General features: G+C 36.2%; 12 protein-coding genes. 4 read left to right on the top strand and 8 right to left on the bottom strand.

What is annotated here, in order from left to right; genetic code table 11:
- From NCE97_RS10875 to NCE97_RS10865, 3 genes are all read right to left on the bottom strand, one after another.
- Positions 1–5,395, bottom strand: a 5,395-nt coding sequence (locus NCE97_RS10875; protein WP_353779210.1) for an FIDD domain-containing protein, incomplete at its 3' end; no start/stop codon positions are given.
- 266 nt (positions 5,396–5,661) lie between these two features.
- Positions 5,662–7,068, bottom strand: coding sequence for a DUF5689 domain-containing protein (locus NCE97_RS10870; protein ID WP_353779208.1), 1,407 nt, complete (start codon positions 7,066–7,068; stop codon positions 5,662–5,664).
- 32 nt (positions 7,069–7,100) lie between these two features.
- A complete protein-coding gene (locus tag NCE97_RS10865) occupies positions 7,101–9,950 on the bottom strand; it encodes a carboxypeptidase regulatory-like domain-containing protein (protein WP_353779206.1) in 2,850 nt (949 codons plus the stop codon).
- A gap of 136 nt (positions 9,951–10,086) precedes the next feature.
- Here NCE97_RS10865 and NCE97_RS10860 point away from each other — a divergent pair, with 136 nt between their 5' ends.
- A complete protein-coding gene (locus NCE97_RS10860; protein ID WP_353779205.1) occupies positions 10,087–11,145 on the top strand; it encodes an endonuclease/exonuclease/phosphatase family protein in 1,059 nt (352 codons plus the stop codon).
- A 54-nt stretch (positions 11,146–11,199) separates the two neighbouring features.
- Here the strand turns inward: NCE97_RS10860 and NCE97_RS10855 are convergent, their stop codons facing one another.
- Entirely contained in the window at positions 11,200–11,640 is a 441-nt protein-coding gene (locus NCE97_RS10855; RefSeq protein WP_353779204.1) for a hypothetical protein, read from the bottom strand.
- Positions 11,641–11,673: 33 nt separating this feature from the next.
- A complete protein-coding gene (locus tag NCE97_RS10850; RefSeq protein ID WP_353779203.1) occupies positions 11,674–12,633 on the bottom strand; it encodes an NAD-dependent epimerase/dehydratase family protein in 960 nt (319 codons plus the stop codon).
- A 131-nt stretch (positions 12,634–12,764) separates the two neighbouring features.
- Here NCE97_RS10850 and NCE97_RS10845 point away from each other — a divergent pair, with 131 nt between their 5' ends.
- Entirely contained in the window at positions 12,765–13,316 is a 552-nt protein-coding gene (locus NCE97_RS10845; RefSeq protein WP_353779201.1) for a hypothetical protein, read from the top strand.
- Positions 13,317–13,603: 287 nt separating this feature from the next.
- Here the strand turns inward: NCE97_RS10845 and NCE97_RS10840 are convergent, their stop codons facing one another.
- A complete protein-coding gene (locus NCE97_RS10840) occupies positions 13,604–14,584 on the bottom strand; it encodes a LuxE/PaaK family acyltransferase (protein WP_353779199.1) in 981 nt (326 codons plus the stop codon).
- 91 nt (positions 14,585–14,675) lie between these two features.
- Positions 14,676–17,111: a T9SS type A sorting domain-containing protein gene (locus NCE97_RS10835; RefSeq protein WP_353779197.1), complete on the bottom strand. Its 2,436-nt coding sequence runs from the start codon at positions 17,109–17,111 to the stop codon at positions 14,676–14,678.
- A gap of 263 nt (positions 17,112–17,374) precedes the next feature.
- On the opposite strand from NCE97_RS10835, the gene NCE97_RS10830 reads away from it, so the two are divergent.
- Positions 17,375–18,058 (top strand): response regulator transcription factor, encoded by a 684-nt coding sequence (locus NCE97_RS10830; protein ID WP_353779196.1) that lies wholly within the window; start codon positions 17,375–17,377, stop codon positions 18,056–18,058.
- Between the two features lie 28 nt (positions 18,059–18,086).
- The gene (locus NCE97_RS10825) at positions 18,087–19,121 is read left to right on the top strand and encodes a sensor histidine kinase (protein WP_353779194.1); all 1,035 of its coding nucleotides are present in this window, start codon (positions 18,087–18,089) and stop codon (positions 19,119–19,121) included.
- Here the strand turns inward: NCE97_RS10825 and NCE97_RS10820 are convergent.
- Complete coding sequence (locus NCE97_RS10820) at positions 19,095–20,156, bottom strand: glycosyltransferase (RefSeq protein WP_353779227.1); 1,062 nt, start codon at positions 20,154–20,156, stop codon at positions 19,095–19,097. The two genes, NCE97_RS10825 and NCE97_RS10820, sit on opposite strands and share 27 nt — an antisense overlap.
- Positions 20,157–20,175: the final 19 nt, after the last annotated feature.

The following is a 20,175-nucleotide window of genomic DNA, read 5'->3' as shown; positions in this document are numbered from 1 at the left end:
TCAGGTCGAAACGGTCGTTCAGACCATCAACCTCGCCTGGCGAAATACCCTCTGGGAACTCGCAAAACTCTAGTTGTGTGATCGTTGCAAAGAATTCATTATCACATTGTAATCCAGAATTGAATGTAACAAGAGCAGAATAGTCTCCGGCTTCGTTTGTACTTAGAGTCAAGCCACTACCTGAAACTGGTACGCCATCTCTAAACCAAGCTACAGTAACTTCACTTTCAGTAAAGTTTGAAGGAATAAGAGATATTTCAATCGGTGCAGCACTTGGTGGCGGACATACTTGGTAATCTACTTCGTTAGTATTAAAGGTAGCTAAAGGAATGGTATCTACTATGATATCAAAAGAAGTAGTATTATAACATCCAGTGGTATTGTCTTCAACTCTAACATAAATAGTTTCACCAGAACTTGTGTATGGACTATTTAGTACCCCTGATCCACTGTTAGCATCTGCTTCACTAGTATGATAGGTTATTGTCACATCTGGACTGTTATTAACACTATCATCTTGTAATGTAAGATCGAAAGAACCTGTACCATCATCATTATCACAAGCAGTTAAATCGCCTGGTGCATTTGCAACAGGAATCGTATTTACTACTAAGTTGAATTGCGTGATTGCACGACAACCAAGGAAATCATCATTGGCAGCGTCTACATCATCTACTCTTACATATATAGTTTCGCCAGAACTTGAATATGGAGAGTTGAGCGCGTTAGTCGCATTATCTCTATCAGTTTCTGAAGCATAGAATCTTACAGTAAAATCAGTGCCACTTTGACCACCTAGAATACTTGCTATCTGAGCATTGAGATCAAAATCTTCAACACCATCAGCTTCTGGGCCATCACAGACGACAACATCTGGAATATCTTCGGCTGAAGGTTCTCTATAAAGTTTCACTGATACTATTTGAGAGAAAGCATCATCCATACAGTCTTCATCAAAAGCTTGTACTTGATATGTGTTAGATTCAGTAATTGTTAAAGTAGGACCTGTTTCTCCTGGCATAACAAAACCATCTTGATACCAAATATAAGTGTCTGCAAATGGAGAATCAGCAAAAATAGTTACTTGATCAAATCCACATAGAATTGCTTCGTCTGGAGTTGATGGATCATTATCTAAGTCAGCGAATGCAACTTCATTACTATCAATTTCAGCTTCAATTTCAGCAGTAATAACTCCGTCTCCAGGGCCTCCACCATTAGTTTGAGTAATTGTGATGTTTCCTGGGTTTCCGTTAAAGTTAGTTACTAATAGAATATAAACCTCACCAACTTGAGCATTATCAATAGTTAAGTTTTCAGTAGGAGCTGCAGAATAACTACAGTCTACTATATTTCCTGAAGGGTAGAAGTTTGGATTGGTAGTGTTATTAGGACAATCACTAGGGTCTGGACAACCTGTATCTAAATTACCACATCCTTCTTCTAAAGAAGCAAAAGGCCCCCAAAGCACGAAGTCAACATCTAATCCATTTCCTTGATCATCTGTTTGATCTATTTGAATTTCAATTAATCCACCTTGACCAATCTGAATAATATTCCAAGTTGGGTTTGGTGCTGTAAATAAACAAGCTATTTGACCAGTATCAGGAATACCTATAATATTAGCTGATGTTAATCCATCTTCTCCTGAACAGAAGTTAACAGAATTCTCACAAACAATATTACTTGGAGCTTCTCTAATACAAAGCTCAAAATCATTAGTTACAGGATCTGCACCTCCTGAGAATACTCTAATGAAATACGTATTACCAACAGTTAATTGAGGTGTAACACTTGCATCATCATCAGAACAGTAAAGTTCAGTAAGGTTATTACAATCAGCACCTTCGTAGACAGCATGATCAATATTAGGGAAACCACCTGATAAATTATTTATCGCAATGATTTGTACTTCACTTAAAGCAGTAAACTGGAACCAAACATCATCATTTGGATTTCCTGGACAGCTTCCTGAAGGAACGCCCGAATCTGTCGCTTCAATAAGAGTTCCTTGCGTTACAATATCACAAGAGCTATCGGCATTAACACCTGCAACAATAGCATCTGGACAGTTATCATTTTCTGGTGGACATGCTAATAATTGTATAGCTTGACTATTAATAACACAATTCACATCTTGGTCATTGGAAACAGTAATGATTACATCAATTCCAAAACCATAAGGACCAAATTGTGTAGTTCCTGTTGTGGTTACTTGTACAGGAGCCGAACCTTGGTTGTCAGTGATTGTTAATGACGTTGCATCTCCTAAAGAGGCTATGTTAACATCAATAAGGAATTGATTTCCATTAGCACAATCGTCTACAACAACATAAGTTGCTTGAGGATTGATACAAGTAGCACACGCAACAGTATAATTAATTCCATCAACTTCACCTGGACTTCCAGACTCACAACTTACTGAACCATCTGAAGTGACACTAAAGAAAATTGTATCTCCAGTAGATTGGAAAGTAAGCCCTCCAATGTCTCCATTATTTCCTTCATCGTTATATAGTTCTGTAACACCATCACTATCTAAGATTACCAAGAAGTCGAAAGGTGCTCCTTCAATAATTCCTGAATCAATAGTTAAATTTAATGGAGAGCCATCAGAAGATGTATATTGGAATACGTTAGTTTCGTTATTTCCGTAACAGTAGAAAGCACTTATTGGCCCAGCATTACAGTCTACAACTGTATCTAGGCAGAATGGTTGAGTCAGTGCATTACTTGTTAATGTACAGTTTGGGTCTTGATCGTTTGCAACTGTAATTACAACATCGGTTGTATTTGCAAAAGGACCAAAAGTATAAGTTCCGGTAGCATTAACCGTTTGAGGAGTAGATCCTTGATCATCACTAAGTGTGATTGATGTTGCCGAACCTAAATCTGTAAGATTAACATCAAGGAAGAATTGAGGGCCATTAACGCAATCACTAACAACATCATAAGTTGCAACAGGGTTGACACAAGTAGCACATGCTACAGTAAAGTCCCATTCTGTAGTACAACAACTACTTCCTGATTGACAACTTACAGAACCATCTGCGTCGATTTCCATGAACATTTCGTCTCCAGTAGAATCGAATTGAAGCCCAGCTAAGTCACCTCCGTTATTTCCTTGGAATAATAATGGTGCAGTATTGTCTGGGCCATCATAGATTAAAATATCATCACAACAGCTTTCGATACCACCAGCATTGAAAGTTATACGCACAGGGCTACCATCAGTAGATCTGAACAACCAAGATGTATCATCATTGTTTCCGTAACAGTAGTTGAACTGTACAGGTGGTTGTGTACAATCTATTAAGTTGAGTACACATTGATCTTGAGTTAAAACAGGGCTTGTTACTACACAGTTTCCATCATCATCATTTGTAACTGTTGTTACAACATTAGTACCGTTAGCAAAAGGACCAAAAGAGTATGTTCCAGTAGCACTAACTGTTTGAGGTGTTGATCCTTGGTCATCAGCAATTGTTACTGATGTAGCAGATCCTAAGTCTGTTAATTCAACATCAACAAAGAATTGAGGGCCGTTTTCACAATCTTCACGAACACTACTGGCTGCAACAGGGTTGACACAAGTAGCACATGAAGCAGTGAAGTCCCATTCTGTAGTACAACATCCGCTTCCAGATTGACAGCTTACTGAACCATCGGCATCAATTTCCATGAACATTTCATCTCCAGTAGAATCGAATTGAAGCCCAGCTAAGTCGCCTCCATTATTTCCTTGGTATAAAAGTGGTGCCGTGTTATCTGGACCATCATAAATTAAAATATCATCACAACAGCTTTCGATACCACCAGCGTTGAATGTTAAACGCACAGGGCTACCATCAGTAGATCTGAATAACCAAGATGTATCGTCGTTGTTTCCGTAACAGTAGTTGAGTTGTAAAGGGGGTTGTGTACAATCTACTAAATTAAGCACACATTGATCTTGAGTTAATGGTGAGCTATTTATGACACAATTTCCATCATCATCATTTGTAACTGTTGTCACAACATTAGTACCGTTAGCAAAAGGACCAAAAGAATACGTTCCAGTAGCATTAACAGTTTGAGGTGTAGATCCTTGATCATCTGTAATAGTAATTGAAGTAGCAGACCCTAAGTCTGTTAATTCAACATCAACAAAGAATTGAGGCCCGTTTTCACAATCTTCACGAACGCTACTAGTAGCAACAGGGTTAACACAAGTAGCACAGGCTACAGTGAAGTCCCATTCTGTAGTACAACAACCACTTCCAGATTGACAGCTTACAGAACCATCTGCATCAATTTCCATATAAAGTGATGTGCCTACTGAATCAAATTGAAGCCCAGCTAAATCACCTCCGTTGTTTCCTTGGTATAGTAATGTACCAGTATTATCTACACCATCGTAGATTAAAATATCGTCACAACAGCTTTCTATACCACCTGCATTGAATGTAATACGAAGTGGACTACCATCTGAAGATGTAAATAACCAAAATGTATCATCATTATTTCCGTAACAATATGTTACATTCATAGGAGCCCCACTACAGTCTACTGTTTGAGATGGGTCCATTTTAGTGGTAAACGTTTGCTCTGTACAGGCATCTGTTGTTGTCCCCATATCATTATATGGAGCTATTGTTGCATAATAAGTAGTTTCGTATTGTAATTGACCTAGAGCATAAGATGTTACGTTACCAACGTCAACATTATCTAGGACATCATTACCTCCAGAAGTAGTTCCTACGGTAAGGAAATACCCAGTTGGAATTCCTGTCGCAGTACTCCAAGCAATATTACCGTTGATCTCGTTATCTGCAGAACCATCTGCAGGATTTGTTAAATTAGAATCGCAAGCTGGCGGTGCATCAGCCATTTGCAAAGCACTTACATTATCAAAATAAAGGTAATAATCTCCTCCTGTCCAAGTTGCATTGAAGCGAAGTTGGAAATCACTTCCCGTAGGGAGGTCTGCTGCAAGAACAGTATAATTTAATGTAGCGCATACATTAGATGTGACGTGGTTATTGTCATCGATAGTCTCAATGTCTATCCAGTTACCACCACCATCTGTACTATACTGTACAATAAAGCTTCCCCATCCAGGAGCTGTTGCATCAGTAGCTGCTGACCAATCTACAATTTTGTAATCAAAACTGATGTTTAAGTCAGTGGCATTAGAAAGCCCAATAAGGTTTGGTGAAACCAATTCACCTGTATTGGAGAATTGATAAATGTTGTCACGAGCTGATGATCCCGTACAGGCTTGAGTTGGACTGTCTCCAAATGTACTCGTCCAATCACCAGGGATTCCATTCTCGAAATCTTCTATGATCGCAATTTGACCATAGGTTACTACCGTAAAAAGGATTAGTAGTAAACTTAGCGTAGTCTTTTTCATCTTTTTGTTAGGTTAATTAGGTTATTTCTTTTTCAAAAATGATAAGTATTAAACAAAATTTTTTTAATGAAAGAAATTTAAAATGTTTGAAGTTAAAAAAAAACGAATCTTTCAGTATTGTTAATTTTTGCTTAATAGATTAAGTGCTCTTTTTTACGTTGAAATACATTAAAGCTGCAAGGTGAAATTTACTTTTGTTTAATTATTGGGTATAAAAAAAGCCCATGATTATCATGGGCTTTAAAATATGGTTAAGAAAAGCTTTTTTAATCAGCTCTTACTTCTACATTATCTACATGGTATCTTGTAGTAGGACCAGGGTCAGAACCTTCATAGAAGAAACCAACATGAACATCTCCATCTAAACAAGAAATATTCACTGGGCCAACTGGCTCAAAGTTACCAAATCCTGTAGCACTACCTGCAGGGATATTAACATCTAATATCTTCCACTCTGTAGTTGTAGGATCACCTGTATAGTTGTCTGTAATAAATACAGAAAGGATATCACCGTTGTTAAAGTTAGTTTGAACATCAAAGCTTAAGTTTTCACCTGTAGATGCATCAAGATTGATTGCAGGTGTTACTAGCCATACATTGAAAGGACTTTCATTAGAACTAAATCCTGAAATCTGAGCGTAAGCATTTCCGCTAAAGCTTCCTTCTACCCAGTCTAAATTTCCTCCAGTAGTATTTATGTTATCCCATCCTTCTGACGCAAATGTTCCGAAAGATTCGAAATCTTCTTCCCAAAGTGTGTTAGATCCATTCCCTGGAGTAGTACACTCTAAGAAATCTGGATCGCAACGATCACCAATCATATCAATATCACCGATACTATTAATTACAAATACATCTAAATCATCAAAAAAGTCTCTTGATAAAATACCAGTAATGCTTCCTCCACCTTGAGGAACAGGTAAAGATTTGAAATCTGCAAACGTACTTGTTTGAAGTGTAATAGATCCACCACCAGCACAACTTTCTAGAGTTCTAAAACCATCGAACTCATCAGAACCTTCTCCAGCAAAAGTAAGGTCTAATTGGTTACGGTTAATTTGCATTGACGGTAATTGAATAAGCGTATTCTCGTCAGCTTCAGTAAGGTCAGTTACATTAGAAACTTTTGGTGTGATTGTCGCTACTTCAGAATCTCTGATTACAAAATCAAGGTATTCGAATTCTTGAATTTGACCCACTTCATTACCTTCAGCTCTACCCAATGTGTACACACCGTTGCTGAGTCCAATAGCAAGACCATTTAATCTTACGTATACTTTACGACCAAAATCATAAGTATCTGATAAAGATCTTACGTTGATTTCAACTCTAAGACCTTGTCTTGTATCTCCAGCAGGATCTGAAGCATCTGTTGAGTTTTGGATAATAATTTCTTCGAAGAAGTTACCACCTTCATCACTAGAAACAACATAACCTTCTATGTAAAGAGCTGCTTCTTCAGTTGTAAATAGACCTATTTGGTCACCATCAGCAACTGCTTGCTCATATCTTCCTACTACTGCATTAAACGTAGTTAAGTTACCAAATGAAGACGTGTCTACCGGAGTAACACCAACATTTGGAGTACTAAAATCATCATCATTAACACAAGACACTATAAATAGTGTAAGCATCATTGCGCTTAGATAGGTTAAAAATTTATTTGACTTCATCATTATTATATTTTTAAAAGTTTGTTTTGTATTTAGAATCTAAAGTATAGGTTTAAAAAGTAAGTGGCTCCTCTACCATACCAGTAGCGGTTTCCAAAAACAGGTGTTCCAAGAGAACGGTCTTCTCTTAATTGTCTAAAGTTAGCATTTCTTCCTTGTTCAAAACCACCAGTTCTGAATTCTTCGTCCAGAAGGTTATTAACACTGGCAAAAAGACCAACAAAGTAATCACCTATTTTCCAAGACTTACCTCCAATAAGGTTAATCGTCATATAAGGATCGAATTCTTCTTGGCGAAGAAGCTCCCTGGCTACATCTTCATCATAATCTGAAAATACTTGACCATCAGTATCAGTGTAGAAGTTTGCACTTCTGTTTAATGGGCTGATGTCTACGTAAGTTTCATCAAAGAAGTTAGCTGTAGCTCCAAACCACCAGAAATCTGGGTCACGATATTCGAAACCAATAGAGTAAGCCTTTTGAGGACCTCCAGCTAATTTGTAATCTTTTAAGTATGCTTTATCTAAACCTTCAGCAGTATCTGCAGCAGAGAAAAACTCTGAAGAAATAGCAATGTTAGGGTTGTTGTCATAAGTATACTGACCATAAGATGCTGCACCTTTTAATTTGATAGTAGGTGTTATTTGAGCTTCAATACCTAATTCAGCTCCAACATGTCTTTTATCGATACCGTAAAGAATCTCTTGGATAAATGCCGTAGCTTGATCAGCATTAGGATCGATATTAGCAATGTTTTGGTTAAGACTACCAATACCATCTGCAAAGAAGAATGATACTTCATTTGCATCTTCTATTTTAGTGTAGAAACCTGTTAAACGTGCTTTAACTATTGGTGATCTGTATATATAGCTAATGTCTCCTGAAGTAATTTTTTCTTCACTTACGTTAGGAACTATATCATGATTTTCTCTACTGTTAGAGTATGTATTTCTAATGGTAGGTGCCTTTGCTATGTAAGCTGCGTTAGCATCGATGAGGTGTTTACCTGTAATTTTATAAGTAGCACCAATCTTAGCACCATACCCAGTGAATTTTACTTTTTCACCTTTTCCGAAAGATTCAGAACCTGGGAAAGCTCCATTTTCATAAAGACCTTCTCTTTGGTATTGCGTATTGGTAACACTACCTCCTATGTAAAAGTCTACTTTTCTGTACTTAAAGAATGCCTGAGCGAAACCACTGATTTCATTCGCAAACATGTTGAAGTTGTATCTGAACTTATCACCTTCAGTAACAATACGATTTGGGTTTCTAAGGTCATTTTGAGCAGCTTCGTTACTGAATGTTGCAAAACCATCTACATCTAAATACGTAGATGCTCCTAGTAAGTCTAATACTTCAGCAAAGTTTTCAGACTTTAAACGTCTGTAAGTAACACCTCCATTTAATTGGATGTTATCAGTAAGATCTGTATTGATGAATGAGTTAACTGTAAGTTGCGTATCATCTGTACGATCTTCATATAAAGCATATCTAGCATTTCCTCCAGCTTGTGCATTGGCAATATTAGCTTGGTAAAGTGCATCCCAATCGATTTGACCATCATTGATAAAATCTTGTTGCGCACCAAAAGCTAAACCAGGCTGATCTGGGAATTCTCTTAGATAATAACTTGGTAAGTTTTGATAATAAGCTGGGCTTGGGTTAGCACCACCACCTTCAAAAGCAACTTGTCCTGAAGAGTTAGTGATTAAATCTGTACCATTATTATCTAAACGGCTGCTACCCATCTCACCAAATTGATAGGCAATATTGGTGTTTAATGTAGTATTATCACTGATTGTCCAGTAGTGGTTCAACATAAAAATTGGTTCAGAAACTCTTCTAATTCTAGAGTTTCTAATCTCACCATCTTGGTAACCCCAGTATTCGTTATATGTTATTCCTTTTAAGTCATAAACTTCTTGTGTACTGTTAGAACCACGTCCTCTTCTATTAGGCGCATAGATACCAGTGAAGTTAAGGCTATGTTTATCATTGATCTTTTTCTCAACAGATACGAAGAATGAGTTAGCGTCGTAAAGTGTTCCTTCTTGGAAACCTTCTTCTCCCCATCGTCTACCTATAGATAGTGCATAAGACCAACCTCCTTCTAATAAACCAGAAGAATATTTAACCATGACACGGTTTCTATAACTTCTGTTAGAAGAAGAGTAAGTAAGTCTACCACCACGTCTGTAGTGAGACGCTCTAACATCGATATTAGTAGTACCCAATGCAGATCCAAAGTTGTAAGCAGATGGTACCAAACCATTTGTAAACTCTTGGTTTCTTAGAACATCATTCATACCTCCCCAGTTGTTCCATTGAGGACGCCCATTGAACATTTTGTTCATCTCTACACCATTGATCATTACTTTACCGTTTTCAGAATCTAGACCTCTTACTCTGAAGAAAGATGAACTGAATTCGAAAGCAGCTGTACGATTAAAAATATCTCTTGAAGCAGAAAGTAGTCCAGAGATATTGTCGGCACCAGCATCGTCATCATTTAGCTCGTCATCTGATAGTGTAATGGAAAATAAATCTGGCGTTTCAGATACGTCTATTTGCATAAACATATCTGAAATGTCTAATACTTGTCCCTGATTTACAACTATAGGGAATCGTGCTGTTAGATAACCTAATTTGGTAAGTTTCAGAACTTGTTCTCCTAGTGGAACATTGGCTGAAAAATCAAACCTACCATTAGCATCTGTTTTTGTTGTTTGCCCAGTTTCCTCAATAGTAACTTCTACATTAGGAAGTGGTTCGTTTGTTACAGCATCTTTTACACTACCAGTAATTTTGGTCTCCTGAGCAAAAGAAGATAGCGTAAACAAAACTCCAAACAACAAAACGTAAAAAAAGTTTTTTCTCATGTGAAATTTAAAAGTTAATACTCTTATAGATTAAATAAAAGTTATTTAAGGCGTGCAAATTTAAGTTATTTATAATAATATTATACTTTTGGCTCGAGTTTTGTTTGTATCATAACGATAACTTAATATTTTATAGATGAAATTAATAAAAGCTACACTACTAATTTTCTGTATCTTATTGGTTCAGAATACGTTTTCTCAAGAGAAGAAACGTTACAAAATACACACTATTGGGTTTTATAATCTAGAAAACTTATTCGATACTATTAATGACCCATTGAAGTTGGATGAACGCAGTCCAATAATGGAGATGAAAGTAAACAGGAAAGATGTATACACTAAGAAGTTGAATAGTATGGCTAGAGTTGTTGCAGACATCGGAGCAGATGTTGCTAAGAATTCACCAGCAATTTTAGGAGTCTGCGAGATTGAAAACAGACAGGTGTTAGTAGACTTGGTAAACCATCCTTTACTGTTGCCAAAAGATTATGGAATTGTGCATTACGATTCCCCAGATGCCAGAGGAATAGATGTAGGATTGATTTATCAGAAGGCGTTATTTAGACCAATAAATACAAGTAAACACGAGCTTAAGATTTTTGATGATATATCGAGAAAACGAATTTTCACAAGGGATCAACTATTGGTAAGTGGCTTACTTGATGGTGACTTAATTCATATCATTGTTAACCACTGGTCCTCTAGGAGTGGAGGCGAAGCAAGAAGTAGATCTAAGCGTGTTGGAGCAGCTAAACTGACAAAGCGTATTATAGATTCTTTACAGTCTGACGATCCTTACGCTAAGATATTTGTAATGGGAGATTTAAATGATAACCCAACAAACGATAGTGTTAAGGAAGTTCTTAAAGCTGAAAATAAGAGAGAAAAGGTTGAGCTTAAAGGAATTTACAATCCGTATGAGAACATGTTTAAGAAAGAAGGCTTGGGAACAACAGCTTGGCGTGATGCGTGGAGTTTGTTTGATCAAATTTTAGTGACTAAACCTTTATTAGAGAAAGATTTTTCATCATACCGATATTATAAAGCAAACATTTTTAATAAAACGTACCTGTCCAACAAGCGCGGACGTTGGAAAGGGTATCCGAAAAGAAGCTTTGCCGATGGAGGTTTTACAGGAGGATTTAGTGATCACTTCCCTGTTTATGTCTTTGTTGTGAAAGAAGAATCTAAATAAAGTCTACAAGAGAAAAAACAAAAAAGGCGCAAATTTTATTTGCGCCTTTTTTGTTTACTTAAACCATACATCCCAAGGAATTTTAGCCAAAACTAAAATCAATGCAATTGTGTAAAATATAGAAAGCATTTTGAACTTTCCTTTGGATGTCAATTTCTTTTTATGTTTAGAATATCCAATAGTAATCAGAATAGCAGCAATCAACATCGTTGTTGGATGCTCAACTATATTAGATCTTAAGGCAGAATTTTTCATTATACCACCCATTCCCATATCACCAATAAGTGAAATATAATCTGCAGCAAACCACAAGATGATTCCAATTAAAAACTGAATATGAGTAACAATTAAAGTGAATAAAGAGATTCTGAAATCTTTCGCTCCAAACTCTTTATTGCCGAAAAGTTTTATCAAGGCATTTAATGTTGCCAGTACCAACACAAGCAAGGTAAGATAAGCCCAGTAAGAATGTAAAAATTTAACAGTAGTGTACATTATTAATTATTTTGAATAACAAATGTAGTGATTTCAAACACCATTTAGTTTATAATGATTCTCAAGATTGGTAAGCATAGCTTTGGTAATATCGCTTAAACCAAATTGATGTTGCCAATTCCAATCTTTTCTCGCTAAAGAATCATCAATTGAGGCTGGCCAAGAATCTGCAATGTCTTGTCTAAAATCTGGAGTGTAATCTATACTAAATTCAGGAATTAAATCTTTGATCGTAGCCGCTATTTCTTTTGGTGTAAAACTAATGGCAGCCAAATTATAAGAAGCCACAGAAATATCATCTTTAGAAGCTTGCATCAATTCAATGGTTGCGTTTATGGCATCGTCCATGTACATCATGGGTAACTCTGTATCTTCAGAAAGAAAGCAATTATAATGTTCTTCTAAAATCGCTTTATGAAAAATATCTATAGCATAATCTGTCGTTCCGCCACCAGGCTTAGTTTTCCAACTTATAATTCCTGGATAACGCAGGCTTCTAACATCAATATTATATTTTTCCTTATAATATTCACACCAACGCTCACCAGAAAGCTTGCTAATACCGTAAACCGTTGATGGCTCCATAATGGTATGCTGAGGTGTATTATGTCGTGGTGTCGTGTGCCCAAAAACAGCAATACTAGAAGGCCAGAAGATAGACTCAATGTAGCCCTCCTTGGCAAGGTTTAGAACATTAAAGAGTGAGGTCATGTTGAGGTCCCAAGCCGCTAAAGGGTGTTTTTCTCCGGAGGCACTAAGCATAGCAGCCATGAGGTAGACCTTTTTTATATTGTATTTAATGATACAATCTTTTATACCATCATAATCTTTAGCATTAATACATTCAAAAGGGCCAGAATTAACAACTTCCAGATTGTTTTTATTAATATCACTGGCAATTACAGCTTCTTCTCCATAAAGTGTTCGGAGCTTAAAGGTAAGCTCAGATCCAATTTGTCCGCCAGCACCAAGAATTAAGATTTTTGGAGTCATATATATCTTGAAGACATTAGTATGTCTCAAAAATAATAAGAATAAAGCTCTTAAATCGTTAATTTTTCTAAAATAAAAAACGGTTAAATAATTATTTTGAAGAAGTAGAGTTTAATATCTTAGCCTCGAGCATGTTTAGAGATATGAGAATAAAGTTTTTAGTTATTTTACTTAGTGCTATAGCTGTGGTTAGCTGTAAGAAAGAGGCCAATACTTCTGAGGCAGATCAAGTAAAAGAAGAACAATCACAGAAAAGAGATCAAATTACGAGAAAAGACATTGAAGACCTTTCATACTCGGATTATGTATTGAGTTCAGAAGCGGACAAATTGATTATGGATTGGCAAAAGTTTCAGGAATTTAATTCGCAAATCGACTTTTTAAAGCAGGCTGAATTCTCTTTCTTTAGAAATGATAAAAAGATAATGACCACGTTGTTAGATGAAATGAAGTCTACAATTCCGGAGCAGATTAATACCAATACAATCCAGTCAAGAATTATTGTTGTTGAAACTACAGCGCTCAAGCTCTATGACGTACTTAACCTCAATAATGTTGAAAAAAACATTAAACTTACTGCGATAAAAGAAATTTTAGCATCAGTATCTTATCTTAATCTTCAAATCAACAAAAAACTTGAGTTGGACGCTAATAATATTAAGAGACCATCCAACTCTGATTGAAACTTCTACAAATGAGTAATTTTATTGGACCACCACAGATAGTTTGGAGTTGGTCAAACTGAAAAACGTGTACATATTTGGTAAGCCTTTTTAGAAACATATTAGAAACATAGAATAAAAATAAACGCCCTAACCGCAAGGTTAGGGCGTTCTAAATCAACCAACCAACTATAAAAAAATTAATCTTTCTTTTTCACAGAATTGAAAAAGTTTTTATAGCTCATCATTTAAGTCGAAAAACTTTCGATAACCTTTCAATAAATAGTCAAAAAAAGTAAAGGGTAGTTCTACAGAGCCATTAAGTTACAGCCTCTAATGTCTGAATGGTCAAAACGACCAATGATTTCAAAAGTTCCAGAAGGGTAAACTTTGCCTAAATCTTGAGTAGCAATAAAAGCGCATGAATTGATATTGGCAAGATCAATAACATTAATGCCTCCTGTTTTGCCTTCAGAATTAATTGACAATGGATCTTCAGTATCTCTGGTTAAGATTTTCATCCACGGAGGGCATTCAAATACACCATTACCTTTTGAATATGCCTGACTCAGTAGCTCCGTCATACCATATTCACTATGAATAGTATTTACACCAAAACCTTTCTTAAGGATATCATGCAATTCAGTTCGGATTAACTCTTTACGGCGCCCTTTCATACCACCAGTTTCCATGATTGTAGTATGCTTCAATTGAAACTGATGCGTTTCAACCAAATCTAATAATGCAAATGAAACGCCAATAAGTAGTGTTTTTTGTCCTTTATCTTCTAGCTTTCGAATGATTTTAGATAAATCTGACAGGTTGTTGAGGTAAAAACCACTTTCAGGATGATGAGATGCTTTAATTAAAGCATCAACCATATAGATTAAAGAAGAGCCTTCTCGCTCTAAATAAGATGGAAGAAGCGCCAAAATAACATAGTCTTTTATATCTCCATAAAACTGCCTAAAAGCTTTACTAAAACTTTCTTCATAGATGTTGAGGTCAACAACATGATGTTTGCTGGTAACACTTCCAGTAGTTCCAGAACTGGTAAAGGTTTTTAATGCCGATAAACTAGAGCTCAACACTTCATGAGATTTAAAAAATTGTATGGGAAGAAAAGGAATGTCTTTAAGACTGGTAATAGCACTAGGGTGTTTATACAGTAAGTCACAATACGAACGATATACAGGATTATTTTCAAACTGAAACCTAAATACCTCCAAGGCTAAGCTTTCAAATTCTGAATCGTTTTTAATATTGAAAATACGCTGCGTATCTATCATAGTTTAGGCATGCTAATAAGCAAAGCAAAAGTATGTAAAATAAAAAAGCGCTGCCAAGTGGCAACGCTTTTTAAAGTATTATATAAAACGATTACTTAATGACTAATTTCTTAGTTGTTGAAGCACCATCTTGTGTCAGTTTTATAATGTAAACACCAGCAACTAAGTTAGAAACGTCTAAACGGTTGTTGCTAATTGTTTCGTTCTTAACTTGTTTACCTAATATATCATAAACCACAGCTGTAATTGCTTGCGCATTGTTAGATGTGATATTTACAAACCCTAAGTTAGATGGGTTTGGATATATAGAGAAACTGTTTTGCTCAAACTGAGTTACTGATAATGAAAAGTCGTTAGCAGAACCTGGAGTACCTGTGTCTCCATCACCATAAGTAGCAACTCCAATTCCCCAGTTAGTACCAACATCATTGTCAGTATCATTGAAAGCAGTCATGTCTAATTGCATACTTGCACCAGTTGGGTCTGGGAATGTAGCACCATTATCCCATACAACTTGGTCTATAGTAGTAGAGCTACATTCTATAATAAGACCGTCAGTTCCGTTACCTAAAGTGATGTTAGAGTATACATAGTCTTCATTTAAGCCACCGTTGGTAGCAAAATCACCGTTTATTGCAAATAATGCATAGCCATTAGCTGGTACGATTACAGAACCAGAAATAGTATGAGTTTCAGAAACAGTTGCCTCATCTTTGATAATCCATCCATTCATATCGATTGGAGAACCAGTAGTGTTGTATACTTCAAAGTATTCACCATCAGCATCACTTACAGCAGCTGGATTCTGCATGATTTCAGTAATGATGATATCACCAGGACTACCACAACTTACAGGGTCGCATAAAGTTGAAGGAACTGTACCAGAAATAGTTGTACCATCACAATCACCACCGTTAAGTGTGATATCCCAAGCAGAACCTTCAGATAAACCAGTAATAGTAATAGTACCGTCCGCAGTAAGAGCAGGATTGTCCCCACCAACAGTACCTCCAGAAGTTGTTGTAACAGATACTAAAGTATTATCAGTTCCTGTGTATGGAATTTCAATAGTTACAGAATCGTTATCAGCTCCTGCTGTCATAGAGTTACAAACATAGTTTTCAGTTCCTAGAGAAACATCACATGTAGCACAGTCAGATGTTGGTCTTGATCCTAAAGTAGGACAAGCTCCAAAAGCAGCCAATTCCACATTAGACAAATCCCAATCAGAATAACCATCAACACCATCATCGTTATAATTAATTCCAATGAATACAGTAGTTCCAGAAGCAGCAGATAAATCTACATTAATGGCACCTGCATCAGTAATAGTTTGTGCAAGAGTCCATGATGTACTATCTGGACATCCAGAGTAAGAGCTTGCATAGTTAACAGTTAAGTCTGTAGTTCCGAAGTTTTCAGCAGCATCAAACAATAATGATAGATCTGTTACTCCAGTCATGTCTAGTGGGCCAAAAATTAACCATGTATCAACTAACTCTTCACATCCACCACCGCAGAAACCATTCATAGAATATGTTCCAGCATTTAATGTCCAAACATCCATGTCAGAGTTTGTAGTTACAGTAACTAATTCAAATAATTCACCACCTGTGCTTAAGTCAAAACAAGTGTTTGGTGTTGGATCGCATAATGCAGAATCAACAGTTCCAGAGATATCTCTGCCATCACAGTCTCCACCATTTAAAACGACATCCCAAGCATCCCCTTCAGACAAGCCTAATAATATAATTGTACCATCTGCCGTAGTAGATGGGTCATCTCCAGCAATAGTTCCGCCAGAAGTAGTCGTTACAGAAGTAATACCAGCATCAGAGCCTGTGTAAGGGATAGAAATCGTAACATTATCATTGTCATCTCCAATTGTACTAGAATCACAAGCAACTAGAGCCGTGCCAAAAGTAACACCACAACTACTTCCAGCTGTAGTATATGTTCCAATTGGAAAAACTGATGCACAAGATCCATTATCTGTACAACCATCAGTAGCATTAGGGCCGCTAAAAGACCAACTACTTAAATTGAAAGTTGTGCCATCTGGTCCTGTTCCATTATTTCTGTATGCCCAACCATCAAGATATTCCCAAGGTTGACCAGTACCATCTGTATTAATATCACCAAAAGTATCTATTACAGCAGTATTAAAGAATAACTCTAACGCATCGTCTCCATTAACATTAGCAGTAGAATCTAAGTAATCAGCTGTGATTCCAAAATATGCATTAACAGATCCAGGATTACTACCTTCACTTCCAACGTAAATAAATTGGCCAGCAGTAGCAGAGCCGCTAAAAGTAAGTTCTTCTCCATCAGATCCTCCACCATTATTAGCAGAGCCTAGTCCATATAAAGACAAATCAGCAATATCATTAACTACATATATTTCTACAAGCTTTGGTGTTCCTCCAGTAAGGGGGCCGTCAAAAGCTCCAGTAATTATCATATCTTGTCCAAAAGACAAAGACGCTACCATTATGGCAACAATAAAAGAGTAAAGTTTTTTCATAATTTGTTTGTTGTAAAAAATTTAAGCAAACAAATATAAACAGAAAATGGGGTTTTTGGATAACAACCTTATCCCAAATAGAGTATTTTACAATATCATAACACATTTAATGTCATTATATAGTGACTTAAAACAAGCTTTCTTGGCGGCTTTACAGAAACGTTATACCTATGTTAGCTTATTGTTATTATTCTTGTCAATGTTAAGACATTGTTTTTTATGTTTTATCTTTACCAGACATATAATTAAAACTATTTTTCACTTTGAAAAAGCACGACATCAAAATTTTATTAGTCGACGATGAACCAGATATTTTAGAGATCGTTGGCTACAATCTTTCTTCGGAAGGATATCAAATTTCGACTGCAGAAAATGGCTTAGAAGCGGTTAAAAAGGCTAAAAAAGAACGACCGCATCTTATTATCTTAGATGTAATGATGCCAGAAATGGATGGTATAGAAGCCTGTGAGCAGATTCGTCAGATTCCAGAGTTGAATAATACGATAATTACGTTTTTAACTGCTCGAGGAGAAGATTATTCTCAAGTTGCTGGTTTCGATGCTGGAGCCGATGATTATATAACCAAACCAATTAAGCCAAAAGTGCTTACTAGTAAGGTTAAAGCATTGCTACGTCGATTGAAGGATGCTGATGGAGCCGATCCAATTGTGAAGATTGGTAGCCTGATTATCAATAGAGAAGAATACAAGATTACTAATAAGGGCGAAGAGATCATTTTACCGAGAAAAGAGTTCGAATTGTTATCTTTGTTAGCAACCAAACCTGGAAAGGTCTTTAAGCGTGAAGAAATTTTGGATAAGGTTTGGGGTAATGAGGTTGTCGTTGGTGGTAGAACCATTGATGTTCATATTAGAAAGCTAAGAGAAAAAATTGGTGACAAATCCTTTAAAACTGTAAAAGGAGTTGGCTATAAGTTTGTAGATTAATACCTATAGCCGTAAAATTTGATGACTTTTGAGGTTAAAAAAAACGTATAAGTTTGCGATAAAGACATCGTTCTTTATAACATTAGTATTAGCGCTCTTAATGGGTGCTTTTTTGTATTACTACGAATTGTTGAGCTGGTGGATTGTGCTCGATATCATAGTCACTTATGCCGTTTGCTTTATGATTATTCAATACAGGGTAGAGCGCTTCATTTACAGAAGGGTAAAACGAATTTACGATGACCTTACTTTATTAGAATCTACCACACTAAGGAATCAGCCCATCACGACAGATATGGGGACCCTTACTCAGGAGATTGACAAATACGCCAGAGATAAAAAAATAGAAATTGAAACCCTTCAGGTAAGAGAAGAATATCGAAAAGAGTATATGGGTAATGTTTCTCACGAGCTAAAAACACCTTTGTTTACAGTTCAAGGATATATCCTTACGTTGCTAGATGGTGCTATGGAAGATGAAAAGCTCAGAAAAAAATACCTCAATAGAGCTAGCAAAGGTGTAGAACGTCTAATCTATATTATTAAAGACTTAGACATGATTACCAAGCTAGAAGTAGGTGATCTAAGACTTAATATCGAAACTTTTGATATCGTAGAATTGGTTCAAAATGTGTATGATCTTTTTGAAATGAAAGCTGCTAAAAAGAAGATTACGCTAACCTTTGATATGGATTATAATGAACCAGTACTGGTAAATGCGGATAAAGAGCGTATTCAGCAAGTACTTACTAACCTTATTGTTAACTCGGTAAAATATGGTAGAGAAAAGGGAACTACAGAAGTTAGTATAGAAAACCTTATAAAGAATAAAGTCATTATTAGGGTTACAGATAATGGAGAAGGGATAGATTCTGAAAACTTACCTAGACTATTTGAACGTTTTTATAGAGTTGATAAAAGTGGTTCTCGTAAAGAAGGTGGTTCAGGGCTTGGACTTTCAATAGTAAAGCATATCATAGAAGCTCATAATGAGAAAATCTATGTTGAAAGTGAATTAGGTGTAGGAAGTGAGTTTTCATTCACCCTCGAAAAGGCCAAATAAGTTGGCATAATTCAATTTGTAATCAAAAGCTTTTAAACCTTTATAGTTTTCAACTAAATCCAATTTATCTATAGTAAAGTCGTCTTGACTACAACTAGGCGCTATCCCTTGCTCATCCAACAATTTCGATAAATATTCTTGTTCAAACTGTCCAGGCGTGGGAATAAAATATGCTTTCTTATTTAGCTTAGCTAAATCCATTATTGTGGTATAACCAGACCGAGATAAGACCATATCGCTTTCATTAATCGTGCGCTCAAGCTCATTACTAGTCATAAAGTTATAGATGTCGATGTGCCCTTTTTCAACTTGGATTTGCTCACCTTCGACAACACCTCTAACAAAAACAATTTTTTTATTAGAATGTTCTAATTCTTTGAGTAGCTTTTCTTCAAGCAAAGTACGTTGAGGTTCTGGTCCAGATAGTAATACCAAAAGATCATACTTAATCGGCATATCCTGTTTTTCAAACCGGCTAATTGGACCTATATACTTAAGGCTAGAATCAAAAGTCTCGGAGTGCCCAAGTTTACCACTTAAGTTGGGAGCATCTTTAAGGTCTGGGACCCAGCAGATGTCAAATTTCTTAATAACTCTTTGATGCAATTTACTGCTAAACCATGTCGTACTACCGCTTAGCACATTGAGTTGATGTGTTAAAAAAACTGAAGGTACCTGCTTACTATAAATACCCATTCTGTTATCAGAAATAATTCCCTTAATGTTAGAATTTTTCACAAGTTCTTTCACTTGCTTTTTTTCAGCTTTAATAGCCTTTAAAACCTTAGGAGTATCTTTAATAAGTTTTAGTTTGAAGTTTTTCTTCTTCTTCGAATATTTGATGTTGTAAGAAGGAAGTTCGATATGTTCTAGCTTAGGAAATTCCTTTTTTAGTAACTCCAAAGCAGATCCATCGCTAGCAATTACAGGCTCAAATTCGTGCTCAATCAAAGCTCTGATAATTGGAATACAACGTGTTGCATGACCAAGTCCCCAATTCAATGGAGCAACTAAAATTCGCTTCTTCAAATTCATACGATTTCCAAATATAAAC

The organism is Winogradskyella sp. 3972H.M.0a.05, from assembly GCF_040493455.1.
Classification (GTDB): domain Bacteria; phylum Bacteroidota; class Bacteroidia; order Flavobacteriales; family Flavobacteriaceae; genus Microcosmobacter.
Note: the sequence above shows the minus strand (reverse complement) of the source record. Positions and strands in the feature narration are given on the sequence as shown.